The following is a 26396-nucleotide window of genomic DNA, read 5'->3' as shown; positions in this document are numbered from 1 at the left end:
TATCACGCTGGCGATGCTCACCCACGCCTGGCTCGCCGTCACCGCGAGGAAACACCGCGACCAGAACCCGCCGGCCGTCCCGCCGACGATGACCGCCGTGGGATACAAGCATCTCCCCGGTGGCCTGCCGGTCGCCGAACAGCCGGAACCGGACAGGCGCATGATGACACCGTTCACCCTCAACGAGATCCGCCATGTCTTCGCCCTGTTCACCGAAGCCGTTCTCCCACCCGCCATGATCACCTGGTGGTCGGACTGGCGCCGCGGCCACCAGGCCCGCGCCCGCTACTACCACTACCAGACCCGGATCTACGCTGCCCAAAGCATCGCCCGGCAGGCAGCAGCCACATAAAGATCACTGGTGCTGTAGTACTAGGTGATCCGTGGCGCGGCGGACGGACGCTTCCCCCGGACGCACTCGAGTCGCTGGTCGAACGATCCGCTCACACACTCGCCATACTCTCCGAATCGTTTCTCTCGACTGTACACGGAAAGGTAGAATGGCAGGCCGTCTACCGTGCCGACCCCCAGGGTTTCAGACGCCGCCTGGTGCCAGTCCGGATCGAGGACTGTCGTTGACCAAACCCGATTTCCCCGGCGGCAGACCGCTCGGACCGCATATTCCCAGGAACGCCGCCGATGCCGCCGCACTGTTTGGTGGCGTGCACCCAACCGGGCGGCGGCCTTCTACGGAACCACCCGATTTTCCGCGGACCCTGCGGCACCAACCACCGCGGACACGGGCAGCCGCGAGGCACATGACCGTGGCCGGAAACCCCGACCCCCGGTCGGTCGCCGTTGTAATCGGATGCGTGTTCTGGCCTGCAGATCGTTACAGGTGGATCGACCGCCAATGCCCGTCCGCGCGCGAATCTCGCGATTGTAAACCCGATTCACGAACCGCCCCACAAGAACAAGGATAAATCGGGCGAATATTCTTGCCGGTCGCACCGCGTTGCTCTAACTATCGGCGCCGCGATCACTCTGGTCGCTCCGGTAATCCTGGTCATGAACTCTCCTAGGTCGCCGTCAGGGCCGACAGCAACGGTTCCCGGTACGCCGACACCAACTTCACCCTAGATCCTAGAAGTGGAGTCCGTGGGAAACCTGGAGTCCGCGGGAAACCCGGCAAGGCCGGCGTCGAATATTCCCCGACGGGAACCCGTACCCTCGCCAGTGGAGCCGGTGAGTCCGCGGACGAATACCAGATTTTTTCCAGGGACGAGGAAGCCAGTCGAAGCGACAGGACTACATACCGTATATATGCCAGCGATCCCGGCGAGCAAAGAGACGTGACATTTTGGTTCGAAAATAACGAACTCTGTCCGCCAGACAGAGCGAATGGCGGCTTAATTTACCACATACTTCACGAGGGATAAGGGGCCGTCCTCGCCGAAGGGGGCACACGCCTCGTGCCAGCCGGGCAGCGCCACGCCGGCCGCCGGGAGAAACTCGCGCCCAGCTCGTCCGGGTCGAACGCCCCGAGCTCCGCCCGATCCCCGTCCTACTCCTCGGATCGGGGTCACGAACGAGGCGCCTTGGATCTCCGGCGACCTCCGAGGTCCACTCAGGCAAGTGCCAACCAGCGAAGGCTGGGAAGGGGTCCGAGCCGGCCGTAGAGCGATCATGCCGGACTTCGCCCGGCATGGCGACCGTCGTCGGCGAGGTCGACGCGCAGTGAACGGACTGATACATCCCCCTCCCCGGACGTGGTCCGGTCAGCCCGCGGCACGTGGCGGTTGTGTTGCTGTACAGGCGAGCGACACATAAAGGCCAGGTCGTAGTGCTGTGCAGCAGCTACGGTCCCCTGCTAGGTCCGACGGGGGTCGGACAGAGGGGACCTACCTGTAGATGCGTAGATCGCTGTTCGCCATGGGGGCCGCCGCCGTGCTCGTGGCGTTGACCGCACTTCCTGCCGCGGCCAGTCCGCCGGCCGATCCGGGTGCGCTCACGCTCGCTGTGTACGGCGACGAGCCGTATGGCACCACGCCGACGGACAACTCCGAGTTCCTCGCCACTCCGGCGTTCATCAACTCGATCAACTCGGACCCGGCCGTCGGCCTGGCCATGCACATCGGGGACATCCACTCGGGCAAGCAGTACTGCACCGCCCAGTACGACCAGTCGATCGCACAGCTCTGGCAGCAGTACCAGGTGCCGCTGGTCTACACCCCGGGCGACAACGAATGGACCGACTGCCACAAGGCGGGTGAGGGCGGCGGCACGTACGACCCGACCACAGGGAAGATCAAGTATGTGACCGACCCGGCCACCGGCCAGCCGGTCGACTACGCCGGCGGCGACCCGGTCGCGAACCTCGCGCTCCTGCGCTCGCTGTTCTTCCCCACGGCCGGGAAGACCCTCGGCAGCGGCAAGCTGCCCGTCCAGTCGCAGGCGAAGGAGTACGACCCGGCGTTCCCGTCGGACGCGCAGTACGTCGAGAACGTCATCTTCGAGCGGAAGGGCACGCTGTTCGTCACGCTGAATGTGCCGGGTGGCTCGAACAACGACGCCGACATCTGGTACGGCGCGCCGACGATGAGCACCGCGCAGGCGCGGGAGGCCGCGGAACGCACCGGTGCCGACCTGCGTTGGCTCGACCACGCGTTCGCCCAGGCCCGCCAGAACGGCGACACCTCGGTCGTCATCTCCACGCAGGCCGACATGTGGGACCTCGACGGCAAGACCGCGGCGCACCTGACCAACTACGAGCCGCTGGTCTCCAGCATCGCGTCACACACGACCGCGTTCGGCAAGCCCGTTCTGCTGATCAANGGTGACTCGCACGTCTACAGATCGGACAACCCGCTCTCGCCGACCGCTCCGTGCGTCACCGACTCCGCTGCCGGCGAGGTCAGCTGCGCAAACGAGTCCGCTGCGCACCCCGGGTACGACGTGGAGAACTTCCACCGGATCGTCGTGCACGGCAGTACGTTCCCGCTCGAATGGCTCAAGCTGACCGTGAAGCCCAGCGCGAACTACCCGGCGGGCGCCAACGCGTTCGGCCCGTTCGCCTGGCAGCGCCAGCCGCAGGCCTGACACGCCCCGCGGCGGGGCCGGTGGCTACCCGCCACCGGCCCCGCCTTCCTGAGACGCCGGCGAGGGGCAGCACACAACGGCCCCCGGCAACGTGTCCCGCGCACGCCACTATGCCTCCGAGGGGTTCGCGGCCGTCGCGATCGGCGCGCCCAACGGGGTGCTCTCGATCCGCGGCAGTCAACCCACCACCAGTCGCGTACCTCATACACACGACCTATCCGCAGAAGCATGCATCATGCACCTCTCGACCCCGCGGGTAAAAGCTCGTCAGCTCATACGGCGCCGCAAACGCCCGCTCCAACGGGATCTGCTAATCCCAGCAAGTTCGGTAAACAAGGAACGGACGGCCCCGACATCTAATGATCTTCATTGCCTCCCGACGGTCCCCGCCGGCGGCAGCGGGTAGCACAAGTGCTATCATGAGGTCATGGACGAGATAGGGCTGCGTGAGGTGCGGCAGAACGCGAGCGAGCTGGTGCGNCGGGCCCAGGCTGGCGAGCGACTGACGATCACCGTCTCCGGTCGGCCGGCAGCCGTTCTCGGTCCAGTGACCCCGCGTGCATGGCGGCGTTGGGACGATTTCGCGGAGGTCTTCGCCCTGCCGGCCGTCGCCGACTGGTCCGGGGATCGCGACCTCGTCGACAACACCCTGACGGACCCCTGGGAAGATCGATGAATCGTGGCGTCCTCGACACCAGCGTGCTGGTCGCCACCGATGTCCTCCCGATCCCCGGCGAACTGGCGGTCAGCGTCATCAGCATCGCCGAACTCCAGTTCGGCATTCTCGTCGCTAAGACCCCCGAGGCCCGCGCGAACCGACTCGCCCGGCTCAGTGCGCTCCAACGACGATTCGACCCGCTACCGGTAGACGACGCCGTCGCCGACAGCTACGGACGACTGGCCGCCCGAGTGGTCGAAATCGGCCGCCAGCCACGGGCACGGACGATGGACCTGCTGATCGCGGCGACGGCGCACGCCCACGGGGCCAGCATCTACACCCGCAACGCCGCCGACCTTGCCGGCCTCGAAGATCTCATCACGATTGTGGCGATCTAGAAAAAGGCTGCCCCTCCGGACGTGACGTCGAAGACCAGTGACTCGGGATAGCGCGATATCGACGATCAGGGCGGCTACGCCTTGGCCGCCACCTTCATCGCCTTCTTGTAGTCCCGGACCTTGCTGCGGGACTCGGGGCTGCTGATGTCTGCGACGGAGCGGTAGCTGCCGTCCTCGCCGAACGGCGCACACGCCTCGCGCCAGCCGGGCGGGGTCACGCCGAGCTGCTTGCCGAGCAGGGCGACGAAAATCTTCGCCTTCTGCTCGCCGAAGCCGGGCAGCGCCGCGACCTGCCTGAGGAGCTGACGGCCATCGTCCGCCGTCGTCCACACCGCCGCCGCGTCACCACCGTAGGAGTCGAGCAGCAGCCGGCACAGCGACTGCACCCGCTTCGCCATCGAGCCCGGGAAACGATGCAACGCCGGCTGCCGGGAGAAGATCGCCCCCAGCTCGTCCGGATCGAACTCCGCGAGCTCCGCCGGATCCAGCGGCCGTCCCAGCCGCACTACCAGCTCGTACGGCGCGGCGAACGCCCGCTCCAACGGGATCTGCNGATCCAGCACCATCCCGATCAGCAGCGCCAACGGGTCGTTCGTCAGCAGCTCGTCCGCCTCGTCGATCTGGCTCAGGTGCAGTCCCACGGCATTACGGTAGCCGACCGCCTGACGCGGACCGCTACGGCGCCCGCCACCTGGAAGGGACCGGGACGGACAAATACGGACTGAGGCACGGGACGGATGAGCATCGAGCCTGGACGCGGGACGGCTGACACCGTTCCGGATCACCACACCGGACGACACACTGGAGCAGATCCGACGTAGTTCACCGCGATCGTCGACGGGGTCGAGGCGCGCCTTCTCCGCGAGCCCGTTCCGGAACCACGCCTCCGACGCTGCTGCTGCACGGATGGCCGACCTCGTTCGCGACGTTCCGCACGGTCATCACAGGCTCGCGCACCCGGAGACCGTCGGCGGCGATCCTCTGCTCGCAAGCCGTGGCTGGTTGGGCACCGGAACACCTCGATCGGACATCCGCATCTACCGCGGACAACGCGCGTCCCGCCGCTGCGGCTCGTCACCTTATGTGATCGCGACGCTCGCGGCCGTCGACGGTGCCGACGGTCACGGACCGAACAGCGCCAGCGGGACTACGCCGACATCATCACGTCGACGATAGGCGTGCTCCCCCGCGTAGATGACGAGGGCGTCGATCAGATCTGTCCCGATTCGGTCGCGTAGCCAGGTCAGGTGCCTGACGTCGGAATCCTCAACCCGGTCGGCCAACTTCACCTCGACCGCCAGCACGCGGCCGTCCGAGCGCTCGACTATCAGATCGACCTCATGGTCGTTGTTCTGGGTACGTAGGTGACCTACCCGGGCCTCGGCGGCCTCGGCGTAGGTATGGATGCTGAGCGCGGCGAGATGCTCGAACAGGGCCCCGAGTATCGTCCCCGCCGACAGGACGGTATTGCCCTGCTCGGCCCGCAGCAGCGCGGAGTTGTCGAGTCCGAGCAGCCGCGCGGCCAGCGCTGGATCCGCCAGATGATGCTTGGCGGACCGGCCGAGCCGGTCGAGATGGTTCCGGCTGGGAATCCACGGCGGGACCGCGTCGAGCAGCCACAGTGACGACAGAGCATCACGATAGGCAAGAGTGGTCTCCTTCGCTGGCTTGTTACCCAGGCCGGGAGTCGCCGCATCCAGAATTTTCGAGTAGGCCGTCGTCGTCGACGTGGCGGCAGCATAGGCGGCGAGCCAGGCGCGCAGTACCGTCGGGCGCCGGATCGGGTAACCCTGCTCGGGAAACTCCCGTTGAACGACATTGTCCAGGTACGCATCGAGTTCGGCTCGACGCACCCGCGGCGGCAGGCTGCGGATAGCGGGAAAGCCCGATGCCGTGATCTCCTCGACGTAGTCCGTCAACCGCACGGCGGTCGCACCCCCGACGTCGCCGTTTCCTTCGAGGAGCGCGGNGAGGCTCACAGTCGGCTCGTCGACGTCCCGCTCGGCCATGCTCAGCGGGCGCATTCGCAACGGCACGATACGCCCTGCGCCCGAGTGGACCACTGCCCCTCTGGGTACGGAACTGCCCGCCATGATGAAGTGACCGGCCGCCGAGCCAGCGTCGACCGCGCGCCGCACGTGGTCCCACACCTCGGGAAGGCGCTGCCACTCGTCGACCAGGACCGGCCCCGGCAGCCGGGTCAGGACGGTCGGATCGGCGGCCACGATCTCACGCTGGCCGGGAAGGCTGAGATCGATGATCGACTCTGCGCGCCGCATCGCGGTCGCGGTCTTGCCCACCGCCTTCGGCCCGTGGATCGACAGAGCGCGAAGATGCGGCTGAAGTGGGTCCAGTGTGTCGTCGAGGACACGACGCCGATAGTGGACCACATCCCTACTCTACCAACAGCAGATACTCTAGTCTTCCGATAGCAGGCCCGCAGGTCTGCCGATCCGACCTCGCAGGCAGCCCCGCCGCGGAGGGCAGCGGGGGTTACAAACGCGGTGCGGCGGACCAGAACCTGGCGCTACGTGTCAGGCGCTACGTGTCAGATGGGTGCGGACCGTCCCGTCCTGTTCCAGCCTGCCGATACTGGCTGGTCCAGCACCATCCCGATCAGCAGCGCCAACGGGCGTTGGTCAGCAGCTCGTCCGCCTCGGCGATCTGGCTCAGATGCAGTCCCGCGCCATCACCGTAGCTCCCGCCAACCCGGCCTCGACAGGCAACCGGCCGCGGGATGAGTTCGCCGGTGTTGCCGGTCAGCCCAGACCGGCAACACCGCACGGTCGTCGTCGGCGCTCAGGTCGATGACCTGCGTGCGCGAATCTGGTGCGGCCGCGTGCATCGAGCCATCGCTGTTTGACCGAGCCGGGTCCGCCGGTCCGTAGCGAGTGGCTGTTGCTCAGCAGGCGCTCCCCGAATCCTCGGGTGCGCGACCGGCTTCGTCGGCGAGCGCGCCCGCCAACAGTCCAAGCTGACCGAACGCCCGGGCCCGGCCTATGTGGTCGCCGTAGTCGCGGGACTCGACGATGTGCCCGTCGTGGACACGGACGACAAAGACGCACGGCAGTGTGAACTCGCCGCGGTCGCCCGTCCCGACGTACGTGAACTCGACGACGATCAGCTCGGGGTCCGCCGTCCGATGCACGACGATGTTCGTCGGCTCGAACCGTCGGATGCCGGCTGCCCCACCGGCCCCCGCCGCGAAGTGCTCCCGTAGCTCGGCACGGGTTCGCAACGGATGATCGCCGAGCGGTGCGAGCGGATGCCGCACATCCGTCCGTTCCGCATACAGACCGGCGAGTACGTCGAGCTGACGTTCTCGCTCGTCCGACGCTAGATCGTCGGCCATCAGCCGGCCCACGCCAGCGACAACCATGCGAATGACGTCACCTGGATCAGGTGCCGGCAGCATCGAACCGCCAAAACAAAGTCGCGACTCCGCAACGGTATCGAAGTCTGGACTCCACTTGCAAGCTTGGCTGGTCCGACCGGGAGGAGGTGGGCCATCCGGAGGAACGCCAGCCAGGGCGGTCCGCTCACGGCCAACCACGCCCGCCGGACGGTCGTCACATCGCACGGAGGAGCAGGGGCGGAAAGGAGTGGTCCTGCCAGATCAGCCGGGATCGCTCCTCCGGGTAGGCGGTGACGAGCGAGGTGGAGTCGAAGACCTGGGTGAGGCGTCGGTCGCGATCGTAGGGCGGCCAGCCGGGGTCGCCCCGGGTGGCGAACGTGGTCCAGGCGGCCCGCATCCGCGCCGACAGCGCCATCGCCTCGGAGGTGGGGCGCTCGCCGATCAGCAGGGCAGGCTGGCCGCTGGTGAGGGTGCCGAACACAAGCGGAACGTCGAGGCCGTGGCAGGCGCCGAGGGCGCCGCCCAGGCCCGGGGCCGGCCAGGTCAACTCGTAGAGGTGCACCTGGCCGCCGCCCGCGACCTGCGCCTGCGCGAGGTGCAGGGTGGGCATCCGGAACAGCCAGTCCGAGTGCACCAGTTCGTACAACTCGTCGGGGCCCGCGTCCGGGTAGGCGTCACGGTAACGGCGGGCGCCGTCCGGGCCGGGGGCGAAGACCTGGAGCGCGGTCGCCGCCTGATCGGATGTCACCTGGCCGAGCAGGCCGGTGAGGGCGGTGAACAACCGCTGTTCGTCGCGGGTGTGGCCGGCGAGAAGGTCTACCTCCCGGCTGGAGCCGGCCGCCACAGCCTGCCACGGCGTGGCCGGCAGGACCTCGCCGTCGACGACGGGCGCGAACAGGATCGACCGGTGTGCGGCCTGGCCCCAGCGCTGCGCCCGGGCGGCCATCGTGGCGGCCACGGTGTCACCGGCGAGGGCCAGCAGAGCCGGGTCCACGCCTGCCAGGTCCGCGACGCAGGGACGCAGTCCCAGTTCGTCGGCGCAGGTGCTGGCGATGTCGGCGGCGAGCTGCGGCGAGAAGAAGGTGCCCGGCACGCTCTGGGCGACGGCTCGGCGGAACAGCCCGGCCGCCCGGGGCATGGCCAGCAGGGCGGCGACCGATCCGCCGCCGGCGGACTCGCCGAACACCGTGATCTCGTTCGGGTCGCCACCGAAGGCGGCGATGTTGTCGCGTACCCATTCCAGGGCGGCGACCTGGTCGAGCAGGCCGCGNTTGGGGGGCGCTCCGGCGATCTGGGCGAAGCCCTCCATCCCGAGGCGGTAGTTGAAGGTCACCACGACCACGCCGCCGTCCCGGGCCAGGTGACCGCCGTCGAACTCGGGCCGGCTGGACGCGCCGATCGCGTACGCACCGCCGTAGATCCAGACCATCACCGGAAGCGTCGCGGCCGGGCCGGGCTCAGGCGACCAGACGTTGACCGTCAGCCAGTCGTCGCCCGCCGCGCCCTGGGATGACGGGTCCCGGCCGAGCACCTCGGACTGCGGCGGTGGGGGGCCGTAGGACCGGGCCGCCCGCACTCCGTCCCAGCTCGCGGCCGGCCGCGGCGCGGCGAAGCGGAGCCCGCCGACCGGCGGCTCGGCGTAGGGGATGCCACGAAAGACCGCCACGCCCGACTCCAGGCTGCCGCGCAGCGCCCCGCCCGCCGCGCGGACCTCGGGCTGGGACGCGGCAGACGCCGGTCCGGCGACGGCGGTCGTCATGGTTCCTCCTGCGCGGACGCCGGGCACTCGATCGTGACCGCGGGCGGCAGCATCATCACGCAGGACCGGAAGCCTCGCCAACCATTTATCGGCGATCAATACGCGGGGAGGTGGCCAGAGGTGCACGCGTGCGAGCTGACCGGAGCGGGCGGTTGACGGTAGGGATCAATCCCCCGTCGAGGCGGAGGTTGACGCCCGTCCCGAGTCGCCTATGACGACGAGGGGTCGGAAAGTGCCCCAACTATGATCATCGCGCAGAGCAGGCCGACCACGACTCCGATCACGACCCAGATCCGGCTCCATTGCCATGCTCGGCGAGCAGCCTGGAGATCGTTCCGCGCGAGATCCCTCCTCCATCTTCTGCCATACCAGACGGCGAGCAGTCCGGCCGGCGGCATCAGGATTACCGCAAAGAAGACCATGATCTCGTAAATTTCGGTTGCCAGCAGCGATGGCGGCGACATCGCGGAATTGGGAAACACTCGCGGCTGGCCGGGAAAAGGCGAAGGGCGCCCCCGGGGCGGATAATTCCGCCACTCGTAGTGACCGGTTGGATAGTACCGGTTCGTCGGCCACTGATAGGCACCCGGGTAAGACCCTCCGGTCGGCCACGAAGGTGGCGGAGGTGGCGGCGGAGGCGGAGGCGGTGGTGGAGGAGGTGGCGGAGGTGGCGGAGGTGGCGGACCTTGCGGTGAGGGCTGATCCCACAGGCTGGTCCGGCGTGGGTTCCTGGCGTTCTGGCTGGTCGATGCCGCGCGAGATTTTCGGGGGCCGCCGGCCGACCCGGCCACCGAGGCGGCCGAAACCGACCGCAGGTGGGCGTCATAGCCGTCCCGCCATCTTTTCAGGATCTCGTAGGCGAGGGTGATGAGCCGCATCCGGCGATCCGAATCCCGGTCTCTGCTGTCCGGATTATCGGGATGGTTTTCCCGGGCGCGGGCCCGGTACTGCCGGTGGATTTCCGCCTGACTGGCGGTGCTGGTCACCCCGAGTATGTCGTAGGCATTGTTGTCACCGAGATCGCGAATCAGTCGTCCGAGCGGGGTCATCGTCCGATCCGCTGGACGACGTCGCCGCGGTAGCAGGCCAGTGACCAGTGCGCCGTCGCGGCCGTGTGACCCGCCGGCACGATCATGCTTCCGGCCGCGACGGTCACCTGGGCTGGACCGGCCAGGACGAAGGTGTAGTTGGCGAGCTCGGAAGGCCAGCCGTTGTTGTCGTATCCCTCGTAGTGCCACTCGGTCCGCAGAATCTCCTGCCCGTCCAGGAAGGGCTCCTGCAGCAGGTGTTGCGCATACGCGGGAAGGTAGCCGAAGGCCCGCCGCGCCGGCGCACCGATCTTGATCGGCAGCGCCGCGCGGGAATCCGGCGGTGGCAGGTAGCGATTCTCCAACCCCGGCGTGGTGCCGACAGTCGGGCGGCTGCGGCCGGGGCCGGGCGGTGGCCGGTGCTCGATCGCCTTGCGCCGCAGAGACCCCTCGCGCAGCAGGTACGAGCTGAGCCGGTAGGTCGGCGAATGATCCGTACGGATCGCCGGTTCGGCGAGGCAGAGTCCCCTGGGCCCGAAGGCGACGCCCTTGACCCGCTGGTCGTCGCCCTGCACGATCGCCCACCAGGCGTAGATCGGTCCGGTCCGGGCCTCCATGCGGGCCTTCACCGCGCCATCGAGCTCACTCCAGCACTCGTCGCGCAGCTTCGCGCCCGACGAGAAGGGCAGCTCCTCCGCACGGAAAGTGGTCGACGTCCGCGCCTGGCCCACGACGGCCGGGGAACGTCCGGCCGGGGAACGTCCGGCCGGGGAACGCAGCACCACGTCACGACCGGGATGGGCGTTCCCCGGTGAGCCGACTGGTGACCACGGCTGCACGGGTCCGTGGCCTGAATCGGAAGGGGCATTTTCCCACTCGGAAGGCATCATCGAACCCATCCATCGTGTTGTCAGCCGACCACCTTTGGTGCGAATTCTACGTGATGGCCGGCCGTCTCCCGCGTTTCTCTCATCGCCCGGCTTCGCTTGGAGATATGGTTGCCGCCGAAGTGATCAGCACACCTGATCAAAGACGAGCGCTGCGGTCGTCACTGCCGGTCGTACGGAACCGCAGCTCATGCGGCTCCGGCCTCACCGGCGGCCTTCCTCTGCTTTTTGTCGCCGCGGACCTTGTCGCGATAGTGCTGATCGACGATGTCGGCCACCGAGAGGTAGCTCCCAGCCTCATCGAACGCAGTGGCGGCCTCCCCCAGCCCGGAGGATCGACACCGAGTTGCCGGCCAGCAGTGCAACGAAGATCTTCGCCTTCTGCGCGCCGGAACCCGGCAGTGCCGCGACCTATTTCAACAAGCACACGGCCGTCCGCCGCGCTCGTCCGGACCGCCGCCACGTCGCCGTCGTAGGAGTCCAGGATCAACCGGCAGAGCGACTGCACCCGCATCGTTCGTCAGCGGATCGTCCGCCGCGGGAAGCCGGCTGGTGGGTTGTCAGCAGCGCACCACCACGGCTGGTACGCCGCCCGCCTGAACGAGCCGGGTAATGTCCTTGGGGTCGCTGGTCAGGATGCGGTCGCCTGGGCGGACGAGCAGGGCGACCATCGCGTCAACCACATCGGAGGTACCGGTGCGGCCAAGTAGCACACCGGCATCGCGGCCGGTCCGGTCGTCAACGGTGCACACCTCCACCGCGCGTAGCAGGCGGGTCAGCGCGGCCTGCCGCCCGGCGTGATCCCGCCAGACCTGGGCAACGACGACGGCGTTGCTCCGTAGCCCGATGCCCCGCTGCTGCGCAACCCGGAGTCGGGCGACCATCTCCCGATCGCCGCGCTCGACAGCCAGAAGCGCGCCCGCGTCGAGAACGAGCGCGCTCACGCCGCCGACTGATCCGCGCGCAGGCCCAGCTCGCGCTCAGCCCGCGCCAGTTCCTCCGGCGTCAACGCCGGGTTTGCCGTCTCCCACGAGTCAAGGAACTCGGCGAGGGCATCGGCTCGAAGCTTCGCGGCAGCGGCGCCCGCGAGCCAGGCCGACAGCCCGACGCCAGCGCGCCGGGCGGCGTCCCGAACCGCGTCGCCCAGTTCGCCGTCGAACGAGACGCTCATCTTGTCGACCTTCACCGCTCCAGAATACCGGGGTAGCAACTACCGCGGTATGTCATCTCGGTGTGGCTCGTCCACGATGTCTGCCGGGCAGGAGGGATCAGGGGCGGCGGTGGGTAATCGGCGGCTCTGCCATCGCCGTGGGCGAGCCCGATCGCGGTCAGGACTGTCGCGCCCGCCGGACAGTCCTCACATCACGCGCAGGAGGAGGGGCGGAAAGGAGTGGTCCTGCCAGATCAGCCGGGATCGCTCCTCCGGGTAGGCGGTGACGAGCGAGGCGGTGTCGAAGACCTTGGTGAGGCGTCGGGCGGAATCGTGGGCCGGCCAGCCAGGGTCGCCCCGGGTGGCGAACGTGGTCCAGGNGGTCCGGCGACGGCGGCTCGGCCACCGATGGTCGGTGGCCAGCAGGTCATTCGCCAGCAGCTCGTCCGCGTCGTCGTCCCTCGCCCCTCGTCTCGCGATCGCCGGCGTCCGAGCAGTGACATCGCGGTCGCCGCGAGTCCGAGAGTTCAGGGCAGCTTCTCCTGCTGTCACTGAGCAACGGCACCAAACACGGTTACGCGATCGCCACGAATGTGTTGGAACAGACCGCGGCCGGTCTGACTGCGGCCCGCCGGTCCCCGCGCCCGCGCCGACGCCCTGACTCGCTCGGCCAGGGTGAGGAGGGCCCGGGCTGGAGGCGTGGGCGGTTAACGCCCGGCACGGCATTCGGCCGGTGCGTGGGTGGGTAGGCACGTCCATCGCTGCCGGTGAGCCGTCAGGCGGCCGGGCCTCCCACTGGCAGGCGCCGCCGCGAGTACAACCCACAGCGGCGCCGTGGCGGGCCGGTGCGCACGGCGATCAACTGATTACCAGTGCCGGGCACGCCCGGACCACCGCGATACCCCGGCTCGGGCTGCCCAGCCGGAAGCGGACCCGGTTGTACAGGACGGTCCCCGACACGGCGCGGCCCTTGACCATCGGCTCGCCGGGCAGAAGCGTGAAGGTCCAGTGTCCTGCCTGTTCGCAGTCGGGCAGCTGGGCGCCGCTCTGCAACACCCGGGCCCCCCAGATCTGCCGGACCATGAGACGGCGGGTGTCGACGCCCGCCACGGTGTACGCCGCCTCCGGGCCGTTCACGATGTCGTTGTAGCTGCCGAGGTGGATGCCTGCGGCGCCGGTGATCGTGGCGACCATCGTCCACGGGACCCCGGGTTCGACGGCCACCTCGCCCGCCGGCAGAGCACGGTCCACGACATCGCCGGCGTCCGAGCCGGTCTGATCCCGGCGGACAGCCGGGTCGAGCCCGCCGCGGGTGTCGAGCCGGCCGGGATCGGGCACCAGCAGGATGCCGTAGACGGCCGCGTCGGCGAACCGGGCGTCGGCAAAATGAGTGGACAGCGCGACCGTCGCGCGGCGTGCCCGATCCCACTGGTCCGGGGTGAAAGCGTCCCGCAGGTATTCCGCCGAGGGCACCGGAAGACCGGCTCTTTCGGTGCCCTCGCGTACGGACTCGCAGGTGTTCCAGCCGGAGCGGGCCAGTATCTCGATCTGCGCGCGCGCGAAAGCGGTGGTATCCGACACCGGGAACCTGTCCATGCTCAGATGCAGTCCCACCACGTCACCGTAGCCCGGACCGAGCGAATGTCCCACGACGGGGCGGTGCCGGCTCCCGCGGTGGCACGGCACCGAGGCCAGCCGGCTCCCGCCGGCATGCCGGAGCACAGTCGATCTGGTTCAGGGGAAGCCTCACCGCACAACCGCTGCTATCGGTTGGGAAGGTCGGCCGCCACCAGGTCGGTGTGGATGAAGTCCAGGCCCTTGAACAGCAGCGGCTCCCGCCGCGCGGCCGCGAGCGCATACGCAAAGCAGTCACCGAAGTTCAGCCGGGCAGGGCTACCGCTCCCCCGGCCAAAGTCCCGGTACGCCTGCCTGGCCAGAGCCGCGTGCTCCGCGGTGACCGCGACCACCTCTATGTCAGCCACCCTGACGAGTTCGTCAANCCGCCGACTGGCGACCGGGTCACGGACCGAATCGACGACGACCGCGGCCTCCACGTAATTCACGGCTGACATCGCCGGGCTGGCCGCGTTGGCCAGGGCAGCGGCATAACGAGGCGCCTCGGGCTCCGCTCGGATGATGGCGACGAGTGCGGAAGAGTCCACGATCATGCCGGCAAACCATAATCATCATAGAGGTCGTCGATGCTCATAGTAGAGGCGGAAACCGCCGACGCTATCTGGCGGCCAAGGTCCACGATGCGGGCGGCTCGCCGTTCACCCGACTCGCGATCAGCACGAATCCGGTCCAGACGTTCACGGATGGCCACGGTCACGGCCGTTGTGATGGTCTCCCCTGTCAACTCGGCCAACTCGCGGCTGAGCCGCTGCGCCTCCTCGTTCTTGATGTTCAGCGCCATCTCCGACCCCGTCCACCATGGAAGCTCCAAGTTCCACCATGCTACACCGACTGGCCGGATCGCCGCCCGCCGCGCGGACTTCGGGCCGGGAGCGGCTTCTCAGTTCGGGCCCACGTCGAAGGCGACGACCCACTGCTCCTGGCCGCGGACCATCGCGTGGATCTCCGTCACCCGCACGCCGGTCTGCGGATTCGACTCGTAGATCTCCCGAGATCTCCCGATGCACGCCGACCCCCACCGAGAAGTTGGGCGTCTCGGTGTCGGCCACCGCGTACTCGACGACATCGGCCAGGCCGGCGACGGAAGCACGCCGCGGCGCGGTGAGGTCGATGCTCGCGCGCAGGAACAGGATTCGCAGGACGTCGTCACCGGCTATCGGCACCACCCGACCGTCCGCCTGGGTGAGCTCGCTCCTGGCCACCCAGCGGAACTCGTAGGTGGGGAACGACGCCCCGCGGAAGGTGAAGGCGATCCGGTCGTAGCCGGCGGGCCGACCGTTCTGACGATGACCGATCGCGGCGATTCCCACCAGGTTCGGCGTCGGGCCGTCGTACGGGTGGGCGACCGACCCACCGTTCCCGGAAGCGTTGGGCCACTGCCACTGGTACGCGACCCGCGAGGAGATCACCCGGATCGTGGCCGGCGCGGTAGGCGTCGGACGCGGGCTGAGCCGTGCGCTCGGTGTTGCCCGCGGCGGGGTTTGCAGCGGGGTTTCTCCGGTCCCGGGAGCGCTGTTCGACGGCCTGGTCGCCGTGATGCCGGGGGACGCGCCGGTTCCGCCGGCCGACCCGCGCGGCCTGTACCGACCAGCCCGGGTTCCGGTTGCGGCCCGTCGACCAGTTGCGGGCACGGCGGGCCGCGCTGCGGGCCGCACGGTGGGCCGGGTGCGGCCGGGTCGTGCGGTCGCGGGTCACGATGTGACGCCGGGTTTCACGCCGGAGCAGGTGACGGCGTCGACGAACATGGGAGGTAGGTCATGCCGCGCACCTGTAAGGACGAAGCCCCGCTGCTGGTGGACTCGCCCGTCATCAAGGGTCGATACGTCGACCTTGACGGTTTCACGGTTGGATTCGAGACGTTCGAGGCGGATGCGGACGGGGCGCCGGTGTTCCGGGGCCTGCCCGACGACCGCTGCCAGTGCCCGCACTGGGGACTCGTGCTGTCCGGCCGGTTCGTGCTGCGTTACGCCGACCGGGAGGAGACCTACGTGGCGGGCGACGCCTACTATGCCCCGCCCGGTCACACCCCGGAGGTGACGGCCGGCACGCAGGTGGTCGAGTTCAGCCCGTCGGCCGAGATGCGGGCGACGATGGCCGTCGTGTCCGCGAACATGCAGGCACAGTCCGAGAGCGGTGAGTAGGCGATGACTCTCGACGAGGCGACGGCCCGGGAGCTGGCGGAGAAGCTCGTGGTCTTCCTGGAGACGAACACCCCGCCGGACGGCCTGTTCACGCCGGACGTGTTCTGTGATCTGAACGTGCCGCTGTGGCGGCTGCAGGCCGTCGGCCTTGAGGAGTCGGTCGCGCTGCGCAAGGCCGGGCATCCGGTGTCCGGCCGGGTGCCGCGATCCCGGTTCGACGTGACCGGCGGCGGCTTCCTCCTCGAGGTCGAGGAGGAATGGGAGCAGGGCGCGGAGACGTGGTACTGCCGTGAACTGATCNGAGCCGACGTCACCGACGGCGCAGTCTGCGCCCTCACGGTCTACTGCACCGGGGACTGGGACAGCGCGCTGGTGGCCCGGCATGCGGCCCAGGTGCGCCTGGCCCGGCCCTGACGGCATGCCTCGATCCTCACCCGGCGGCGGACGAGGTCCCGGCGGCGGATCAGCCGCCATACACTCTCAGCCGTGAACAGCCCGGCCGTGGACGGGGCGCGGACGGAGTCTGCCGCCGCGTCCACGGCCGAGGTGCCGTCCCCGGCGGACGCCGCCGCTGCCCGCAGCGAGGATCACGTCGACGCGAGGCGGGCGTCCTACGTCGAGGCGTTCGCGGCGGCGCGCGCGGCGGGTGACGTCGAGGCCATGGCCGCGGCGGCGCTGGGGCTGCCGTCCACGCAGCGGTTCGGCAGTCATCCGGGGCAGGTGCCGGCGCTGCTGCACGAGGCGCATGCGGTGGCCGTCGCGCCCTCGACCCGCTGCCGGCTGGCCGCGGCGCTCGCCCGTGCCTGGGTCTACGGCGGCGATGCCGGCCGGGCCGGCGGCTTCGCCCGACAGGCCGAACGGCTCGCCACCGACATCGGGGACCCGGCCCTGCTCGCCGATGCGCTCGACGCGGCGCTGTCGGCGCGGTGGGGGCCCGACGACTACCGGGAGCGGACCAGGCTCGCGGCCAGGCTGGAGGACGCCGCCGCGCACCAGGCGGACCCGGGGGTGCGGCTCTCGGCGCACCTGTGGCGGCTGACCGCGGCCTGGGAGGCGCTGGACGTAATCGCGGTCCAGCGGCAGCTGCGGGCCCTGGAGCTCCTGGCGGCGGACTCAGCCTCGCCGCGCGATGCGTTCTTCGCCGTGTCCCGCCGAGCCATGCACGCCCTGGCCACCGCCGACCTGGCCCGCGCCGACGATCTCATCGCCCGGACTCGCGAGCTCGGCGCCGCGCTCGCCGAGCCGGACCGGGAGGCGGTGCTGCACAGCCTCGCCGCCGACCGTGCCCTGCAGGCCGGCGACCGGGAGGCGTTGCGGCAGGAGGCCGCGGGATTCGAGGCGTTCGGGACCGCCGAGGGCATCCCGTCGGTGACCGCCGAGGCGGCCGTGTTCTGGCTGGAAGCCGGCGAGCCCGATCGCGCCGAGCGGCTGACCCTACAGCTGGCCGGACCCGGCCTGCACACGGTCGCCCGTGACGTCGACTTCCTGCTCACCGTCGGGTGCCTGGTGCAGGTCGCCGCGGCACTGCGACTGGACGATCTTTGCGATGAGGGTGTCGCGCTGCTGGAGCCGTACGCCGGCCGGGGTGTCCTCAACGCCGGGGCGGTGACTTTCCACGGCGTCGTCGACGACTATCTCCACCAGGCCTGTCGCCGGCTGGGCCGAGCCGACGCCGCCCGTTGGCGGCACAGCGCCCTGACGGCCTACCGGCGCGTCGGCGCCGCCTGGTGGGCCGGCCGCCTGGTGGAGTCCGGTCCCGCTGCCGGCGACAGGGACGTCGGCAGCCCGCGCGAGCCCGGTACCACGACATCCGGCCCCACGACGCCCGGCCCCCCAACGCCCAGCACCACGACGCCCAGCACCACGACGCCCGCCGCCCCGGTTCTGGTGATCCATCTCCAGCCGGGCCCCGCGGACGTCTGGACCGTCGGCCCGCGCGACACGGCCGTCGCGATTCCGGGCGTCAAGGGGTTGCACTACCTGCGCCATCTCGTCGAGCGGCCCGNCCAGGACATCAGCGCGCTCGTCCTCTCCGACGCGGTCGCGGGTCATGCCGGCGCCGGCGTCGGGGATTCGGACGCCGGCGAGCTTCTCGACGCCCAGGCTCTCGCGGCGTACCGGCGCCGGTTGTCCGAGATCGACGCCGACCTGGCCGAGGCGGATGCCTGGGCCGACCCCGTACGGCTGGAGCGGGCGCGCCTCGAACGGCAGGCCCTGCTCGACGAACTGGCCGCCGCGACCGGGCTCGGCGGACGCCGCCGCCGTGCCGGCTCCACCCGGGAACGCGCCCGCGTCGCCGTTCGCAAGGCCATCGTCGCGGCCGTCGACCGGATCGACCGGATCGACCCCGCGGTCGCCAGGCTGCTGCGCGACACCGTGCGCACCGGCACCACCTGCCGCTACGACCCCGACCCGAGCCGCCCGGTCCGCTGGGTCACCGGCCGATCCTCGACCTGACGCCGACGCGGGAGGAGGTTCGTGCGGGGCCGGACCGCGCTCCCACAGCCGGGCCACCCTGGCCCGGCTACCGGGCCTGTGCTGGTCGTCCTCGCCACGGACAGGCCAGGAGTAAGTTCACCGTGTCTGTCCGGCGTGGGGGTGCGTCGGCGGGCGCCGACAAGTGGGGGATTCGGATGGCTCGTCCTGTGATGAATCGGATTCACGTCGCCGCCCGCGGAACACTGCCAGCGCTCGCGGTCCTCGTGGCGCTCGGCTTGTCCGGATGCGGCCCCTCGAATGGGGCTGCTGCGCCCTCGAGTGGGGACACTGCGCCTTCGCCCGCAGCCGGACACCAGGGCGCGGCGGCCACCGGGGCATCGAAGAGTGGGACACCAGCGACGCCGGCGGCCAGCGCGGCAGTGAACCCCTGCGCGATCGTGTCCAGACAGGAGGCCGAGCACCTTGCCGGCACGTCGCTCAACAGCCCCGTGTCGGTAGCGGAGAAGTGCACCTATTCAGCGCCACCCAGCGGTCCGACTACCCAGGTGGAAGTCTTCGTCGGGGAAACGGCAAAGGACTATCTCACCGCCGAGCGCGGCATCGGCCACGAGCTCCGACCGTTGTCGGGCATCGGCGACGAGGCTTATATCGAGGACTACGCGGTCTTCGTCAAGAAGGCCGACTTCTGGGTATCCATCGACCTGGTGCGTAGCAATGACCCGGCGGAAAACCGCGGGCCACTCGAGGGCCTGGCGCGCACGGTGGCCGACCGGATCTGACCGCCAGGCCACGTGGGTCAGGCCGCGAGTTGACGTGTTGGGCAACTCCGAACCCTGACCAGTCCGCTTCACTACCTTGACGGGTTCCGCGTGGCCGGTGACGGTCAGTGGTCCACTCCCGCCGCCTCGGCCACGCCCCGAATGGGAGCCCATCCGGGGTGCCAGCGTGGCCTGGAGCGCGGGCACGGGTCCGTCCCCGACGGGGAGACCAGCGCAACCGTTGCATCGCCGGTCGGGCCACCGCACGGTGGGCGTCGTCGCCCCTCGTCTCGCGATCGCCGGCGTCCGAGCAGTGACATCGCGGTCGCCGCGAGTCCGAGAGTTCAGGGCCGCTTCGCGCTTTGCCGCCCCCCACTACTACGCCATACGATGCATCGCATGGCGAGATTCCAACGAGATGAGGGCTTGGCACGCTTCGGCGAGCCGGGAGTTCTGGTCCTGCTGTCACTGAGCGACGGCGCCAAACACGGTTACGCGATCACCGCGGATGTGTTGGAGCAGACCGGGGTCCGGCTCGGTCCCGGCACCCTGTACGGCTCACTGACCAAGCTGGTGGAGCGCGGCCTGATCGCCGCACTGCCCAGCGACGATCGCCGCCGCCCCTACGAGATCACGGCGGCGGGGAGAGCAGCACTGGCCGCCCAGTTGGCGACCTGGTCCCGGGTCATCCAGACCGGGCAGTCACGGCTGGCCCAGGCATGAGGCGTCTCCTTCTCGCCCTGTATCCCAAGCCGTGGCGGGCGCGCTACGGCGACGAGTTCGCCGCGCTCCTCCAGGAGACTCCACTTACCTTGGCCGCCATCGTCGACGTCCTGCGCCACGCCGTCGGGCTCCGCCTCCGGGCCAGGCCACGCGTCGCCCAGATCGCGGGATCGGTACTCGCGACGGCCGCCGTCGAAGCCATGGCTTCGCGGGCAGGGCTGACCGACAACATCCTCTGGGCTCCGACCACCCCGCTCCGGGCGTTGGCGCTGGTGGCGGTTCTGGCACCGACAGCGCTGGTGACCGGCTCCGCGACCAGGCGGCGTCTCCGGCGCCGCGATCACGAACCGGCGTGACGGGCCTGCTCGTAGCGGCGCTGGTCGCGGCGGGCCTGATCACGCTGGGCCTGATCGTGGCACGCCGGCCCGCGCCACCGCCGGCCGGTGGCTGGGGCGCCCGACTACGGCGCGCGGCGGCTCGCCTTCTCCTCCTGGCGGCCGGTGCCTTCCTCGTCGCACGGGCCGGATACATCCTCGCCACCGAGCACCCCGGCCGTCCCGAGACCTACCGACGAGCCTGGGGCGGCCCTCACTACATTGGGTTCATCACCGTGCACGTCGGTCCCGCCGTCCTCGTCCTGTTCCTGACGGGCCTGTCGCTGTTCCGCTGGTTGAAGCGGAGACCCGACCAGCGAGCATGAGGCAGCCCTCGCGTCGTCAGACGGGCAATCGCACGCCGGGGCTGTCGGCCTCACAGGCTCTGGAAAAAGGCACGGATGTCGGCGGCGAGCAGCTCGGGTACCTCAAGCCCCGGGAAGTGCCCGCCACGGTCGGCCTCCGTCCACCGGGCGATCGGCATCCGCCGCTCGGCGTACGGACGGATCGGGCGGGTGATGTCCTCGGGCAGGACGAGGACGCCCACCGGTTGGACGGTCCGCCACGATGGCGGCCCGCCGGTCTCCCGGTGCAGGCGCGGTGCCGAGCCGGCGGTGCCAGTCAGCCAGAAGAGCGTCACGTTCGTGAGCACCCGGTCGGGGCTGATCGAGAAGTCCGGGGCCGCCCACATCGTCATCGGGTCGAGCAGCCAGGCGAGCAGCCCGACCGGCGAGTCGTTGAGGGCGTACGCCGGGGTCTGCGGCCGGGTGCCGTTGATCTTCCGAACCGCCGGCTGGTCGCGCAGGTAGGCCTCGGTCTGGGCGAGCCGCTCCTGGTCTCCCTGGGCCAGCCGGGCGCGGTCCGGGTCGCCGGGCAACGGTGGGGTCGGGAGATAGTTGAGGTGGATCCCGACGACGTGTTCGGCGTCGTGCTGCGACAGCGCCCGGGACACCGATGTCCCCCAGTCACCACCATGGGCGCCGTACCGCCGGTAGCCCAGGCCGCGCATCAGCTCCGCCCAGGCACGCGCCACGCGGTCGACATCCCAGCCGCGCTCGCGCGTCGGGCCGGAGAAGCCCCAGCCCGGGATCGACGGGACGACCAGGTGGAACTCGGCCGAGAGCGGCCCGATCACGTCAAGAAACTCCACCACCGATCCCGGCCAGCCGTGGGTCAGCACCAGCGGGAGCGCGTCCGGCCGCGGGCAGCGCACGTGGAGGAAGTGGATCCGCTGGCCGTCGATCTCGGTGATGAACTGCGGATGGCTGTTCAGCTCGGCCTCCGCCGCCCGCCAGTCGTAATGGCGGCGCCAGTGGTCGGCCAGCTCCCTGACCCTGGCCAGCGGCACGCCGAACTCGTCTCCGGCGCCGGGCAACTCGTCGGGCCAGCGGGTGCGGTCGAGGCGTGCGTGCAGGTCGTCGAGGTCGGCCTGCGGCACGTCGACGCGGAAGGGTTCGATCCTCATCGTTAGTCCTCCTAACGTTCGGAACACTAACGTAAATCGTTGGTGCGACAAACGCAAGGCGCTACGATGCGGTCCATGCCGGAACGCGGCCGCCACGGGCCGACCGACCCCTCTGCCGTCCCCGCGCGCCTACGGTCGCTGGCTACCCGGCTCCTCGGCCGCGGCGCGGTGCACGCGGACCGGATCTCGCACGCCCGCCTCACCGCGGCGGGGGCGACGCGGTGGCAGTACGCGACGCTTGTCACGCTCCGCGACGGCGGTCCGGCGAGTCAGTCCGCACTCAGCGAGCGCACCGGCATCCACCGCAGCGACATGGTGGCCGTGCTGGGCGGCCTGACCGAGGCCGCGTACGTGGAACGCGCCCCCGACCCCACCGACCAGCGCCGCAACATCGTCACGCTGACCCCGGCCGGACGCTCCCGGCTGCGCACCCTGGACCGGCTCGTCGACCAGACCCAGGACGAACTGCTCGCCCCGCTGACCCCGACCGAACGTGCGGAACTGATCCGTCTCCTGCAACGCATAGACGATCATCACTCGGCACGCTGACACGGCTGGCGGGCAGACATGAGATCGCAGAGATACAACGCTGCTCATGTAGTAACGTGGAGCGCATGACAGCGTCGGCAGACGACGGTCAGCCTCGGGTGGGGATGCGCGAGCTCTCCCAGCGGACCGCCAGGGTCCTCGCGCTGGTCCGCGCGGGTGCGACGGTCGAGGTGACCGACCGAGGCAGAATCGTCGCGAGGATCGTTCCGGCGGAGGACGACCGCTACGAGCAGCTTGTCGCCGCCGGCCTGATCCGCCAGGCCACCGGTCCTTTCAACCTTGCGCATCTACCGGAGCCGGCGGCCAATCCGACCGGTCGTTCCACCGACGAATGGCTCGCCGACCTGCGCGGCGAAGGTTGATGCCGACGCGGATCTATCTCGACACCTCCGCCCTGGCGAAGATGTTCATCGCCGAGAAGGAGTCAGGTGACCTTCGTCAGTGGCTCGTCGAGCAGGAGCCGCCACTGCGCCTCGTCTCCTCGGCCCTGCTGGCAGTCGAACTGACCCGGCTCCTCAGACTGGTGAACCCAGCCATGCTCGACCTGGCGGAGTCCTTCCTTTCCAGCGATGTGGATCTCATGCAGATCACGCCACCGCTGCTCGCCGACGCGGCCCGCATACCTCCAGCCCGGTTGCGGACCCTCGACGCGATCCACCTGGCGACAGCACTCGAGCTCAGAGACTCCCTGGACGTCGTGCTCAGCTACGACAAGCTGTTCATCGAAGCCGTGAGCGCGTCCGGCCTGACGCTGGCGTCGCCCGGCTCGGGGACTTAGATCCCGTCGCCGCAGAGGACGACCACCTTTCCGCGGGTGTGCTCGCGCAGGAGATCGACACATGCCTGGGTACCGTCCGCAAGCCGGTACTGCCTACTGATCGTGGCAGGCAGCGCTCCCTTCAGCGCTTGTTCGGCCAGCGCATCCAGGTGTCCCGGACGCGCCGCCCGGGTCGGCCGCGGCCAGGCCGTACATCGGACGCCTCGGGACCGAGCGGGGCACGCCCGTCCCGAGGGAATCCACCCGCTACAGTGCCGGCGTTCCCGGCTCCTGTCTCAGGGCGGCCAGTTGGCCGGGAAAGGCCTTGCAGGCGCGGATCCGGCCGGTTGTCGTGACGGTAAGCCACGCCCAACCCGCCCGAGTGAGCTCGGCGAGCAGGCCGCCCGCCTCCGACCCGGCGGCGAGCGCCGCGGTCGCGTAGGCGTCCGCCAAGGTCAGGTCGGGCCCGACGACCGTCGCGGAGGCCAGACCGCTCGCGGGTGCGCCGGTCGACGGGTCGACGACGTGGCTGCCGCGCTCCGCGATACCGGACGTGGCCACGGCGAGATCGGTGCCTTCGACGATTGCGACCAGCCCGCCCCGATCGAACGGGTCGACGATGCCGATCCGCCAGGGCTTACCGGACCCCGATCCCTCGGCTGACGATCCCTCGGCTGACGATCCGGCCGCGCCGCGGATCCGCAGGTCGCCGGCCGCGTTGACGCAGTGGTCCGGGGCGCCGGCCTCGAGCAGAGCGGCGGAGGCCGCATCGGCGGCCCAGCCTTTCACCAGCCCGGTGGGGTCGAGAGTGCCGTCCTGCCGCCAGGCCGGGTCGAACCAGCCGCCGGTGGCGTCCCGGCAGCGCCCGGCCAGCCGATACACCTCGCGCACGTGCTGCGGGCAGTCGACGAGGTCGACCTCGCCCCGCCGCAGCCGCGACACCCAGGACTCCCGCCGGAACGTACTGAAGTCCTCGTCCGCCTGATGCAGGACGGCGACGGCCGTCTCGATCGCCGCGTCGAGAGCCGACGGCGGCAACGGGGTTCGCACGTCGATGCTGACGACCGTGCCCATCACCGGCTCGGGGTGAACCCGGCCGGTCCGGCCGGCTGGCCTCGGCGCGCTCGTCGGGCTAGGCACCGAGCTTGTCCAGTACCGACTGGACGGACCACGCATACCCGTAGCTGGTGAACGACGCGCCGGAGACAGAATCGATCTTCGCGCTCTGCGCATCGAGGACCTCCTGCCGCAGGAGCGGCACGGCGTACTCGTTGATCTGGCGGTCACGTGGATCCTGATCCGGCACCACCACCGGCACCACGTCGACGATCGTGCTGCCGGCCAGGACGACGTCGACCTGTACCGGCCCGAACCTGGTGTCGATCGCATCCCCTCGCACGGTCTGTCGGGCGCTGGAGCCGCCGGAGCCGGCCGCAGGCGATGGGCTTGTCGAACCGTCGGAGCCGGACGACCCCCCGGAACCGGATGCACCACCGGAACCAGACACACCACCGGAGCTGGACGAGACGGATGGGTCGGGCGCGGCGGATGGGTCGGACGCGGCGGACGGGGCGGCATCGGGTGAGGTCGAGGGGGCCGCGTCGGCTGCCGTGGCCCGGCCCGGCGGCGCGGACGCCAGCGCGGAGCTCGGTGCGGACCCGTCGCCGGAAATCGTCTTGACGCCGACGACGAGGACGACCGCGCTCGCCAGGGCGGCGAAGCCGAGTGGACCCCGGTAGCGGCGACTGCCGATGTCGTTCATCGCAGGCTGTACTCCTCCGTGTGGATCTGACCCGTCGGGACGCCGAGATCACGCAACCCGCGTGCGACAACCGCCGTCATCCCGGGGGGTCCACAGACAAAGACGTCACGCTGCGCGACGTCCGGTACGGAGACGGCGATGACGCCGGCTGCGAGCGGGTCGTAGCCGAGTTCCCGCCGGCTGCCGACGACCTGGTGGAACACGAGGCGCCCGTGCGCGGCGAGAAGCGACAGCTCGCCGCCGAGCGGCAGATCGTCCGGCCGGCTCGCCCGCTGCAGGACGATGACGTCCCGGCCCCGGTTGACGAGGTCCTCGGCCACCGCCCGGACGGGCCCGATGCCGCTGCCGCCGCCGATCAGCAGCGCCTTGCGGGCGTGGGCGTGGGCGGCGGTGAAGTGCCCGAACGGCCCTTCCGCGAGCACGCGGGTTCCGGGCCGGAGCCGGGCGAGGTCCCTGGACTGGTCGCCGAGATCCTTCACGGTGATCCGCAGCAGGTCCGGATGCGGGGGCATCGACAACGAGTAGGCGTGGGCGGACGCCCACTGCCCGCGGGCGAGGAACCGCCACAGCAGGAACTGCCCGGGAAGGGCGCCGAGTTGGTCCAGCCGCCGCCCCCGAATCCAGACGGACACGACCCCGGCTGCCTCCACCACCACCCGGTCGACGGTCATCCGGTGTCGCAGGACGGCCCGCACCGGCAGGACGATCCGCCAGACCACGAGGCAGGCCGCCACGGCCAGGTAGAGGGCCGTCCACAGCAGCCTGTTCCGGGGATGGCCGACGAAGTCCTCGCCGCTGGCGATCTGATGGAAGAAGGTGAGCGCGACTGCCGCGTAGACCGTCAGGTGGACCGCGTACCACGCCTCATACGAGATCCGGGCGCGCAACGACCGGGCGCTGCTGATCCCCACGGCGACGAACAGCAGTGCGCCGATGGTCGCCTCCCACTCGTCCGGGTACCGCGTGATCACCGTGACGAGTTCGGACAGCGGCTGCTCGTGCGCGCTCAGCCCGTAGCCCCACACCGTCAGCAGGACGTGCCCACCGATGAGGAGCACGATGTTCGTGCCCAGACCTCGATGCCAGGACGCGAGCCGGTCGAAGCCGATCGCCCGCTCGAGCGCCGGCACCCTGGCCATCAACATCAGCTCCACCAGCACGAGATAGGCGGCCAGCAGGCCGGCCACCCGGCCGAGCGCGGTCATTGTGGCCGCCGCCGTCTGCACCCGGGACGAAGGCGTGTCCACCCACCACAGGGCGATGACGGCGACGCCGACCGCGGTGAGCCCGAGGCGCACCGCCAGCTCGGGGAGCCGATCCTCGGACAGCAGATCGCGCGACCACGCCGTGACGCGCGGCCGCCTGGGTTTCAGCCCGAGGCGAGCGCGCGGCTCGGGCGCCGGAGGAGGCATCCACGTCATGTGGCAACGTTGGGCGAAAAGGCTGAAAAGTGGCTGACCTCGGTCGATGTTGAACCTGAAAAACACCTGTGGACCAACTGGAGAATCCTCTGCGGTCC

25 protein-coding genes and 8 pseudogenes are annotated in these 26396 nt (G+C 70.0%); 14 read left to right on the top strand and 19 right to left on the bottom strand.

The window, feature by feature from the left end; genetic code table 11:
• The 6 genes and pseudogenes from UK82_RS13420 to UK82_RS13405 form a co-directional block, all read left to right on the top strand.
• A pseudogene (locus UK82_RS13420) lies at positions 1–352 on the top strand (IS701 family transposase); the annotation flags it as partial.
• Positions 247–579, top strand: coding sequence for a toll/interleukin-1 receptor domain-containing protein (locus tag UK82_RS42700; RefSeq protein WP_396230548.1), 333 nt, complete (start codon positions 247–249; stop codon positions 577–579). The pseudogene UK82_RS13420 and the gene UK82_RS42700, both read left to right, overlap by 106 nt.
• Positions 580–2775: 2196 nt before the next feature.
• Positions 2776–3039, top strand: a pseudogene (locus tag UK82_RS37625) (hypothetical protein); the annotation flags it as partial.
• 427 nt (positions 3040–3466) lie between these two features.
• Positions 3467–3519: pseudogene (locus UK82_RS41490) on the top strand (type II toxin-antitoxin system prevent-host-death family antitoxin); the annotation flags it as partial.
• 1 nt (position 3520) lies between these two features.
• On the top strand, positions 3521–3715 hold a 195-nt coding region (locus UK82_RS13410; RefSeq protein WP_236705887.1), incomplete at its 5' end, for a type II toxin-antitoxin system Phd/YefM family antitoxin.
• Positions 3712–4095: a type II toxin-antitoxin system VapC family toxin gene (locus tag UK82_RS13405; protein WP_044886004.1), complete on the top strand. Its 384-nt coding sequence runs from the start codon at positions 3712–3714 to the stop codon at positions 4093–4095. The genes UK82_RS13410 and UK82_RS13405, both read left to right, overlap by 4 nt.
• 74 nt (positions 4096–4169) lie before the next feature.
• On the opposite strand, the pseudogene UK82_RS13400 reads toward UK82_RS13405, so the two are convergent.
• From UK82_RS13400 to UK82_RS13350, 15 genes and pseudogenes are all read right to left on the bottom strand, one after another.
• Positions 4170–4647: pseudogene (locus tag UK82_RS13400) on the bottom strand (HhH-GPD-type base excision DNA repair protein); the annotation flags it as partial.
• Position 4648: 1 nt separating this feature from the next.
• Positions 4649–4736 (bottom strand): annotated as a pseudogene (locus UK82_RS37620) (Fe-S cluster assembly protein HesB); the annotation flags it as partial.
• A 480-nt stretch (positions 4737–5216) separates the two neighbouring features.
• Positions 5217–6064 (bottom strand): annotated as a pseudogene (locus UK82_RS37615) (ATP-binding protein); the annotation flags it as partial.
• 1 nt (position 6065) lies between these two features.
• On the bottom strand, positions 6066–6485 hold a 420-nt coding region (locus UK82_RS37610), incomplete at its 3' end, for an AAA family ATPase (RefSeq protein WP_255354290.1).
• Between the two features lie 512 nt (positions 6486–6997).
• Positions 6998–7474, bottom strand: coding sequence for a nuclear transport factor 2 family protein (locus tag UK82_RS31390; RefSeq protein ID WP_236705885.1), 477 nt, complete (start codon positions 7472–7474; stop codon positions 6998–7000).
• A 190-nt stretch (positions 7475–7664) separates the two neighbouring features.
• Positions 7665–8720, bottom strand: a pseudogene (locus tag UK82_RS13385) (carboxylesterase family protein); the annotation flags it as partial.
• A gap of 1 nt (position 8721) precedes the next feature.
• Positions 8722–9209, bottom strand: a 488-nt coding sequence (locus UK82_RS37605; RefSeq protein WP_236705884.1) for a carboxylesterase family protein, incomplete at its 3' end; no start/stop codon positions are given.
• A gap of 209 nt (positions 9210–9418) precedes the next feature.
• A complete protein-coding gene (locus UK82_RS42695; RefSeq protein ID WP_083507180.1) occupies positions 9419–10258 on the bottom strand; it encodes a J domain-containing protein in 840 nt (279 codons plus the stop codon).
• Complete coding sequence (locus tag UK82_RS13380) at positions 10255–10968, bottom strand: hypothetical protein (RefSeq protein WP_128423325.1); 714 nt, start codon at positions 10966–10968, stop codon at positions 10255–10257. The genes UK82_RS42695 and UK82_RS13380 overlap by 4 nt, the downstream gene beginning before the upstream one ends.
• A gap of 716 nt (positions 10969–11684) precedes the next feature.
• Positions 11685–12068, bottom strand: coding sequence for a hypothetical protein (locus UK82_RS13375; RefSeq protein ID WP_044885998.1), 384 nt, complete (start codon positions 12066–12068; stop codon positions 11685–11687).
• Positions 12065–12295, bottom strand: a complete 231-nt coding sequence (locus tag UK82_RS13370) for a hypothetical protein (protein ID WP_128423324.1) — start codon at positions 12293–12295, stop codon at positions 12065–12067. Before UK82_RS13370 ends, UK82_RS13375 begins: the two co-directional genes overlap by 4 nt.
• Before the next feature lie 837 nt (positions 12296–13132).
• A complete protein-coding gene (locus UK82_RS13360; protein WP_201784186.1) occupies positions 13133–13888 on the bottom strand; it encodes a hypothetical protein in 756 nt (251 codons plus the stop codon).
• 149 nt (positions 13889–14037) lie between these two features.
• Positions 14038–14273 (bottom strand): annotated as a pseudogene (locus tag UK82_RS42690) (PIN domain-containing protein); the annotation flags it as partial.
• Between the two features lies 1 nt (position 14274).
• A partial coding sequence (locus UK82_RS42685; protein WP_396230550.1) for a type II toxin-antitoxin system VapC family toxin occupies positions 14275–14442 on the bottom strand: 168 nt, incomplete at its 3' end.
• Entirely contained in the window at positions 14439–14690 is a 252-nt protein-coding gene (locus UK82_RS13350; RefSeq protein WP_044885994.1) for a type II toxin-antitoxin system VapB family antitoxin, read from the bottom strand. The genes UK82_RS13350 and UK82_RS42685, both read right to left, overlap by 4 nt.
• Before the next feature lie 976 nt (positions 14691–15666).
• Here UK82_RS13350 and UK82_RS13345 point away from each other — a divergent pair.
• The 5 genes from UK82_RS13345 (at position 15667) to UK82_RS13315 (ending at position 20670) form a co-directional block, all read left to right on the top strand.
• The gene (locus UK82_RS13345) at positions 15667–16050 is read left to right on the top strand and encodes a hypothetical protein (protein WP_055407441.1); all 384 of its coding nucleotides are present in this window, start codon (positions 15667–15669) and stop codon (positions 16048–16050) included.
• Positions 16051–18926: 2876 nt separating this feature from the next.
• Positions 18927–19268, top strand: coding sequence for a hypothetical protein (locus UK82_RS37600; protein WP_236705883.1), 342 nt, complete (start codon positions 18927–18929; stop codon positions 19266–19268).
• Between the two features lie 378 nt (positions 19269–19646).
• On the top strand, positions 19647–19970 hold the full coding sequence (locus UK82_RS13325; protein ID WP_044885989.1) for a PadR family transcriptional regulator: 324 nt from the start codon (positions 19647–19649) through the stop codon (positions 19968–19970).
• Positions 19967–20326: a hypothetical protein gene (locus tag UK82_RS13320; protein WP_044885988.1), complete on the top strand. Its 360-nt coding sequence runs from the start codon at positions 19967–19969 to the stop codon at positions 20324–20326. Before UK82_RS13325 ends, UK82_RS13320 begins: the two co-directional genes overlap by 4 nt.
• Complete coding sequence (locus UK82_RS13315) at positions 20323–20670, top strand: hypothetical protein (RefSeq protein ID WP_044885987.1); 348 nt, start codon at positions 20323–20325, stop codon at positions 20668–20670. The genes UK82_RS13320 and UK82_RS13315 overlap by 4 nt, the downstream gene beginning before the upstream one ends.
• Positions 20671–20720: 50 nt before the next feature.
• On the opposite strand, the gene UK82_RS13310 is transcribed toward UK82_RS13315, so the two are convergent.
• On the bottom strand, positions 20721–21809 hold the full coding sequence (locus tag UK82_RS13310; RefSeq protein WP_055407435.1) for an epoxide hydrolase family protein: 1089 nt from the start codon (positions 21807–21809) through the stop codon (positions 20721–20723).
• A gap of 66 nt (positions 21810–21875) precedes the next feature.
• On the opposite strand from UK82_RS13310, the gene UK82_RS13305 reads away from it, so the two are divergent.
• The 3 genes from UK82_RS13305 (at position 21876) to UK82_RS13295 (ending at position 23136) form a co-directional block, all read left to right on the top strand.
• The gene (locus UK82_RS13305; protein WP_083507179.1) at positions 21876–22358 is read left to right on the top strand and encodes a MarR family winged helix-turn-helix transcriptional regulator; all 483 of its coding nucleotides are present in this window, start codon (positions 21876–21878) and stop codon (positions 22356–22358) included.
• 65 nt (positions 22359–22423) lie between these two features.
• On the top strand, positions 22424–22720 hold the full coding sequence (locus UK82_RS13300; RefSeq protein WP_052681171.1) for a type II toxin-antitoxin system Phd/YefM family antitoxin: 297 nt from the start codon (positions 22424–22426) through the stop codon (positions 22718–22720).
• Positions 22720–23136 (top strand): type II toxin-antitoxin system VapC family toxin, encoded by a 417-nt coding sequence (locus tag UK82_RS13295; RefSeq protein ID WP_044885984.1) that lies wholly within the window; start codon positions 22720–22722, stop codon positions 23134–23136. Before UK82_RS13300 ends, UK82_RS13295 begins: the two co-directional genes overlap by 1 nt.
• A gap of 246 nt (positions 23137–23382) precedes the next feature.
• Here UK82_RS13295 and UK82_RS13290 read toward each other — a convergent pair whose 3' ends face one another.
• Genes UK82_RS13290 through UK82_RS13280 form a run of 3 tightly spaced genes read right to left on the bottom strand, consistent with a single transcriptional unit; the run spans position 23383 to position 26298 of the window.
• Entirely contained in the window at positions 23383–24189 is an 807-nt protein-coding gene (locus tag UK82_RS13290) for an FAD:protein FMN transferase (RefSeq protein ID WP_044885983.1), read from the bottom strand.
• A gap of 58 nt (positions 24190–24247) precedes the next feature.
• A complete protein-coding gene (locus UK82_RS34035; RefSeq protein ID WP_173667275.1) occupies positions 24248–24877 on the bottom strand; it encodes an FMN-binding protein in 630 nt (209 codons plus the stop codon).
• On the bottom strand, positions 24874–26298 hold the full coding sequence (locus UK82_RS13280; protein ID WP_236705882.1) for a ferric reductase-like transmembrane domain-containing protein: 1425 nt from the start codon (positions 26296–26298) through the stop codon (positions 24874–24876). Before UK82_RS13280 ends, UK82_RS34035 begins: the two co-directional genes overlap by 4 nt.
• Between the last annotated feature and the right edge of the window lie 98 nt (positions 26299–26396).

It is taken from the genome of Frankia sp. ACN1ag, assembly GCF_001414035.1.
GTDB lineage: Bacteria > Actinomycetota > Actinomycetes > Frankiales > Frankiaceae > Frankia > Frankia torreyi.
The sequence above is the reverse complement of the archived record's forward strand: the minus strand, read 5'-3'. Positions and strand labels throughout refer to the sequence as shown.

Bases quoted from the DNA above. Each gene is read 5' to 3' on its own strand.
- UK82_RS13405 (WP_044886004.1), top strand. From the start codon at position 3,712: ATGAATCGTGGCGTCCTCGACACCAGCGTGCTGGTCGCCACCGATGTC.
- UK82_RS31390 (WP_236705885.1), bottom strand. From the start codon at position 7,474: ATGGTTGTCGCTGGCGTGGGCCGGCTGATGGCCGACGATCTAGCGTCG.
- UK82_RS42695 (WP_083507180.1), bottom strand. From the start codon at position 10,258: ATGACCCCGCTCGGACGACTGATTCGCGATCTCGGTGACAACAATGCC.
- UK82_RS13370 (WP_128423324.1), bottom strand. From the start codon at position 12,295: ATGAGCGTCTCGTTCGACGGCGAACTGGGCGACGCGGTTCGGGACGCC.
- UK82_RS13350 (WP_044885994.1), bottom strand. From the start codon at position 14,690: ATGGCGCTGAACATCAAGAACGAGGAGGCGCAGCGGCTCAGCCGCGAG.
- UK82_RS13345 (WP_055407441.1), top strand. From the start codon at position 15,667: ATGCCGCGCACCTGTAAGGACGAAGCCCCGCTGCTGGTGGACTCGCCC.
- UK82_RS13325 (WP_044885989.1), top strand. From the start codon at position 19,647: ATGGCGAGATTCCAACGAGATGAGGGCTTGGCACGCTTCGGCGAGCCG.
- UK82_RS13320 (WP_044885988.1), top strand. From the start codon at position 19,967: ATGAGGCGTCTCCTTCTCGCCCTGTATCCCAAGCCGTGGCGGGCGCGC.
- UK82_RS13310 (WP_055407435.1), bottom strand. From the start codon at position 21,809: ATGAGGATCGAACCCTTCCGCGTCGACGTGCCGCAGGCCGACCTCGAC.
- UK82_RS13305 (WP_083507179.1), top strand. From the start codon at position 21,876: ATGCGGTCCATGCCGGAACGCGGCCGCCACGGGCCGACCGACCCCTCT.
- UK82_RS13300 (WP_052681171.1), top strand. From the start codon at position 22,424: ATGACAGCGTCGGCAGACGACGGTCAGCCTCGGGTGGGGATGCGCGAG.
- UK82_RS13295 (WP_044885984.1), top strand. From the start codon at position 22,720: ATGCCGACGCGGATCTATCTCGACACCTCCGCCCTGGCGAAGATGTTC.
- UK82_RS13290 (WP_044885983.1), bottom strand. From the start codon at position 24,189: ATGGGCACGGTCGTCAGCATCGACGTGCGAACCCCGTTGCCGCCGTCG.
- UK82_RS34035 (WP_173667275.1), bottom strand. From the start codon at position 24,877: ATGAACGACATCGGCAGTCGCCGCTACCGGGGTCCACTCGGCTTCGCC.
- UK82_RS13280 (WP_236705882.1), bottom strand. From the start codon at position 26,298: ATGACGTGGATGCCTCCTCCGGCGCCCGAGCCGCGCGCTCGCCTCGGG.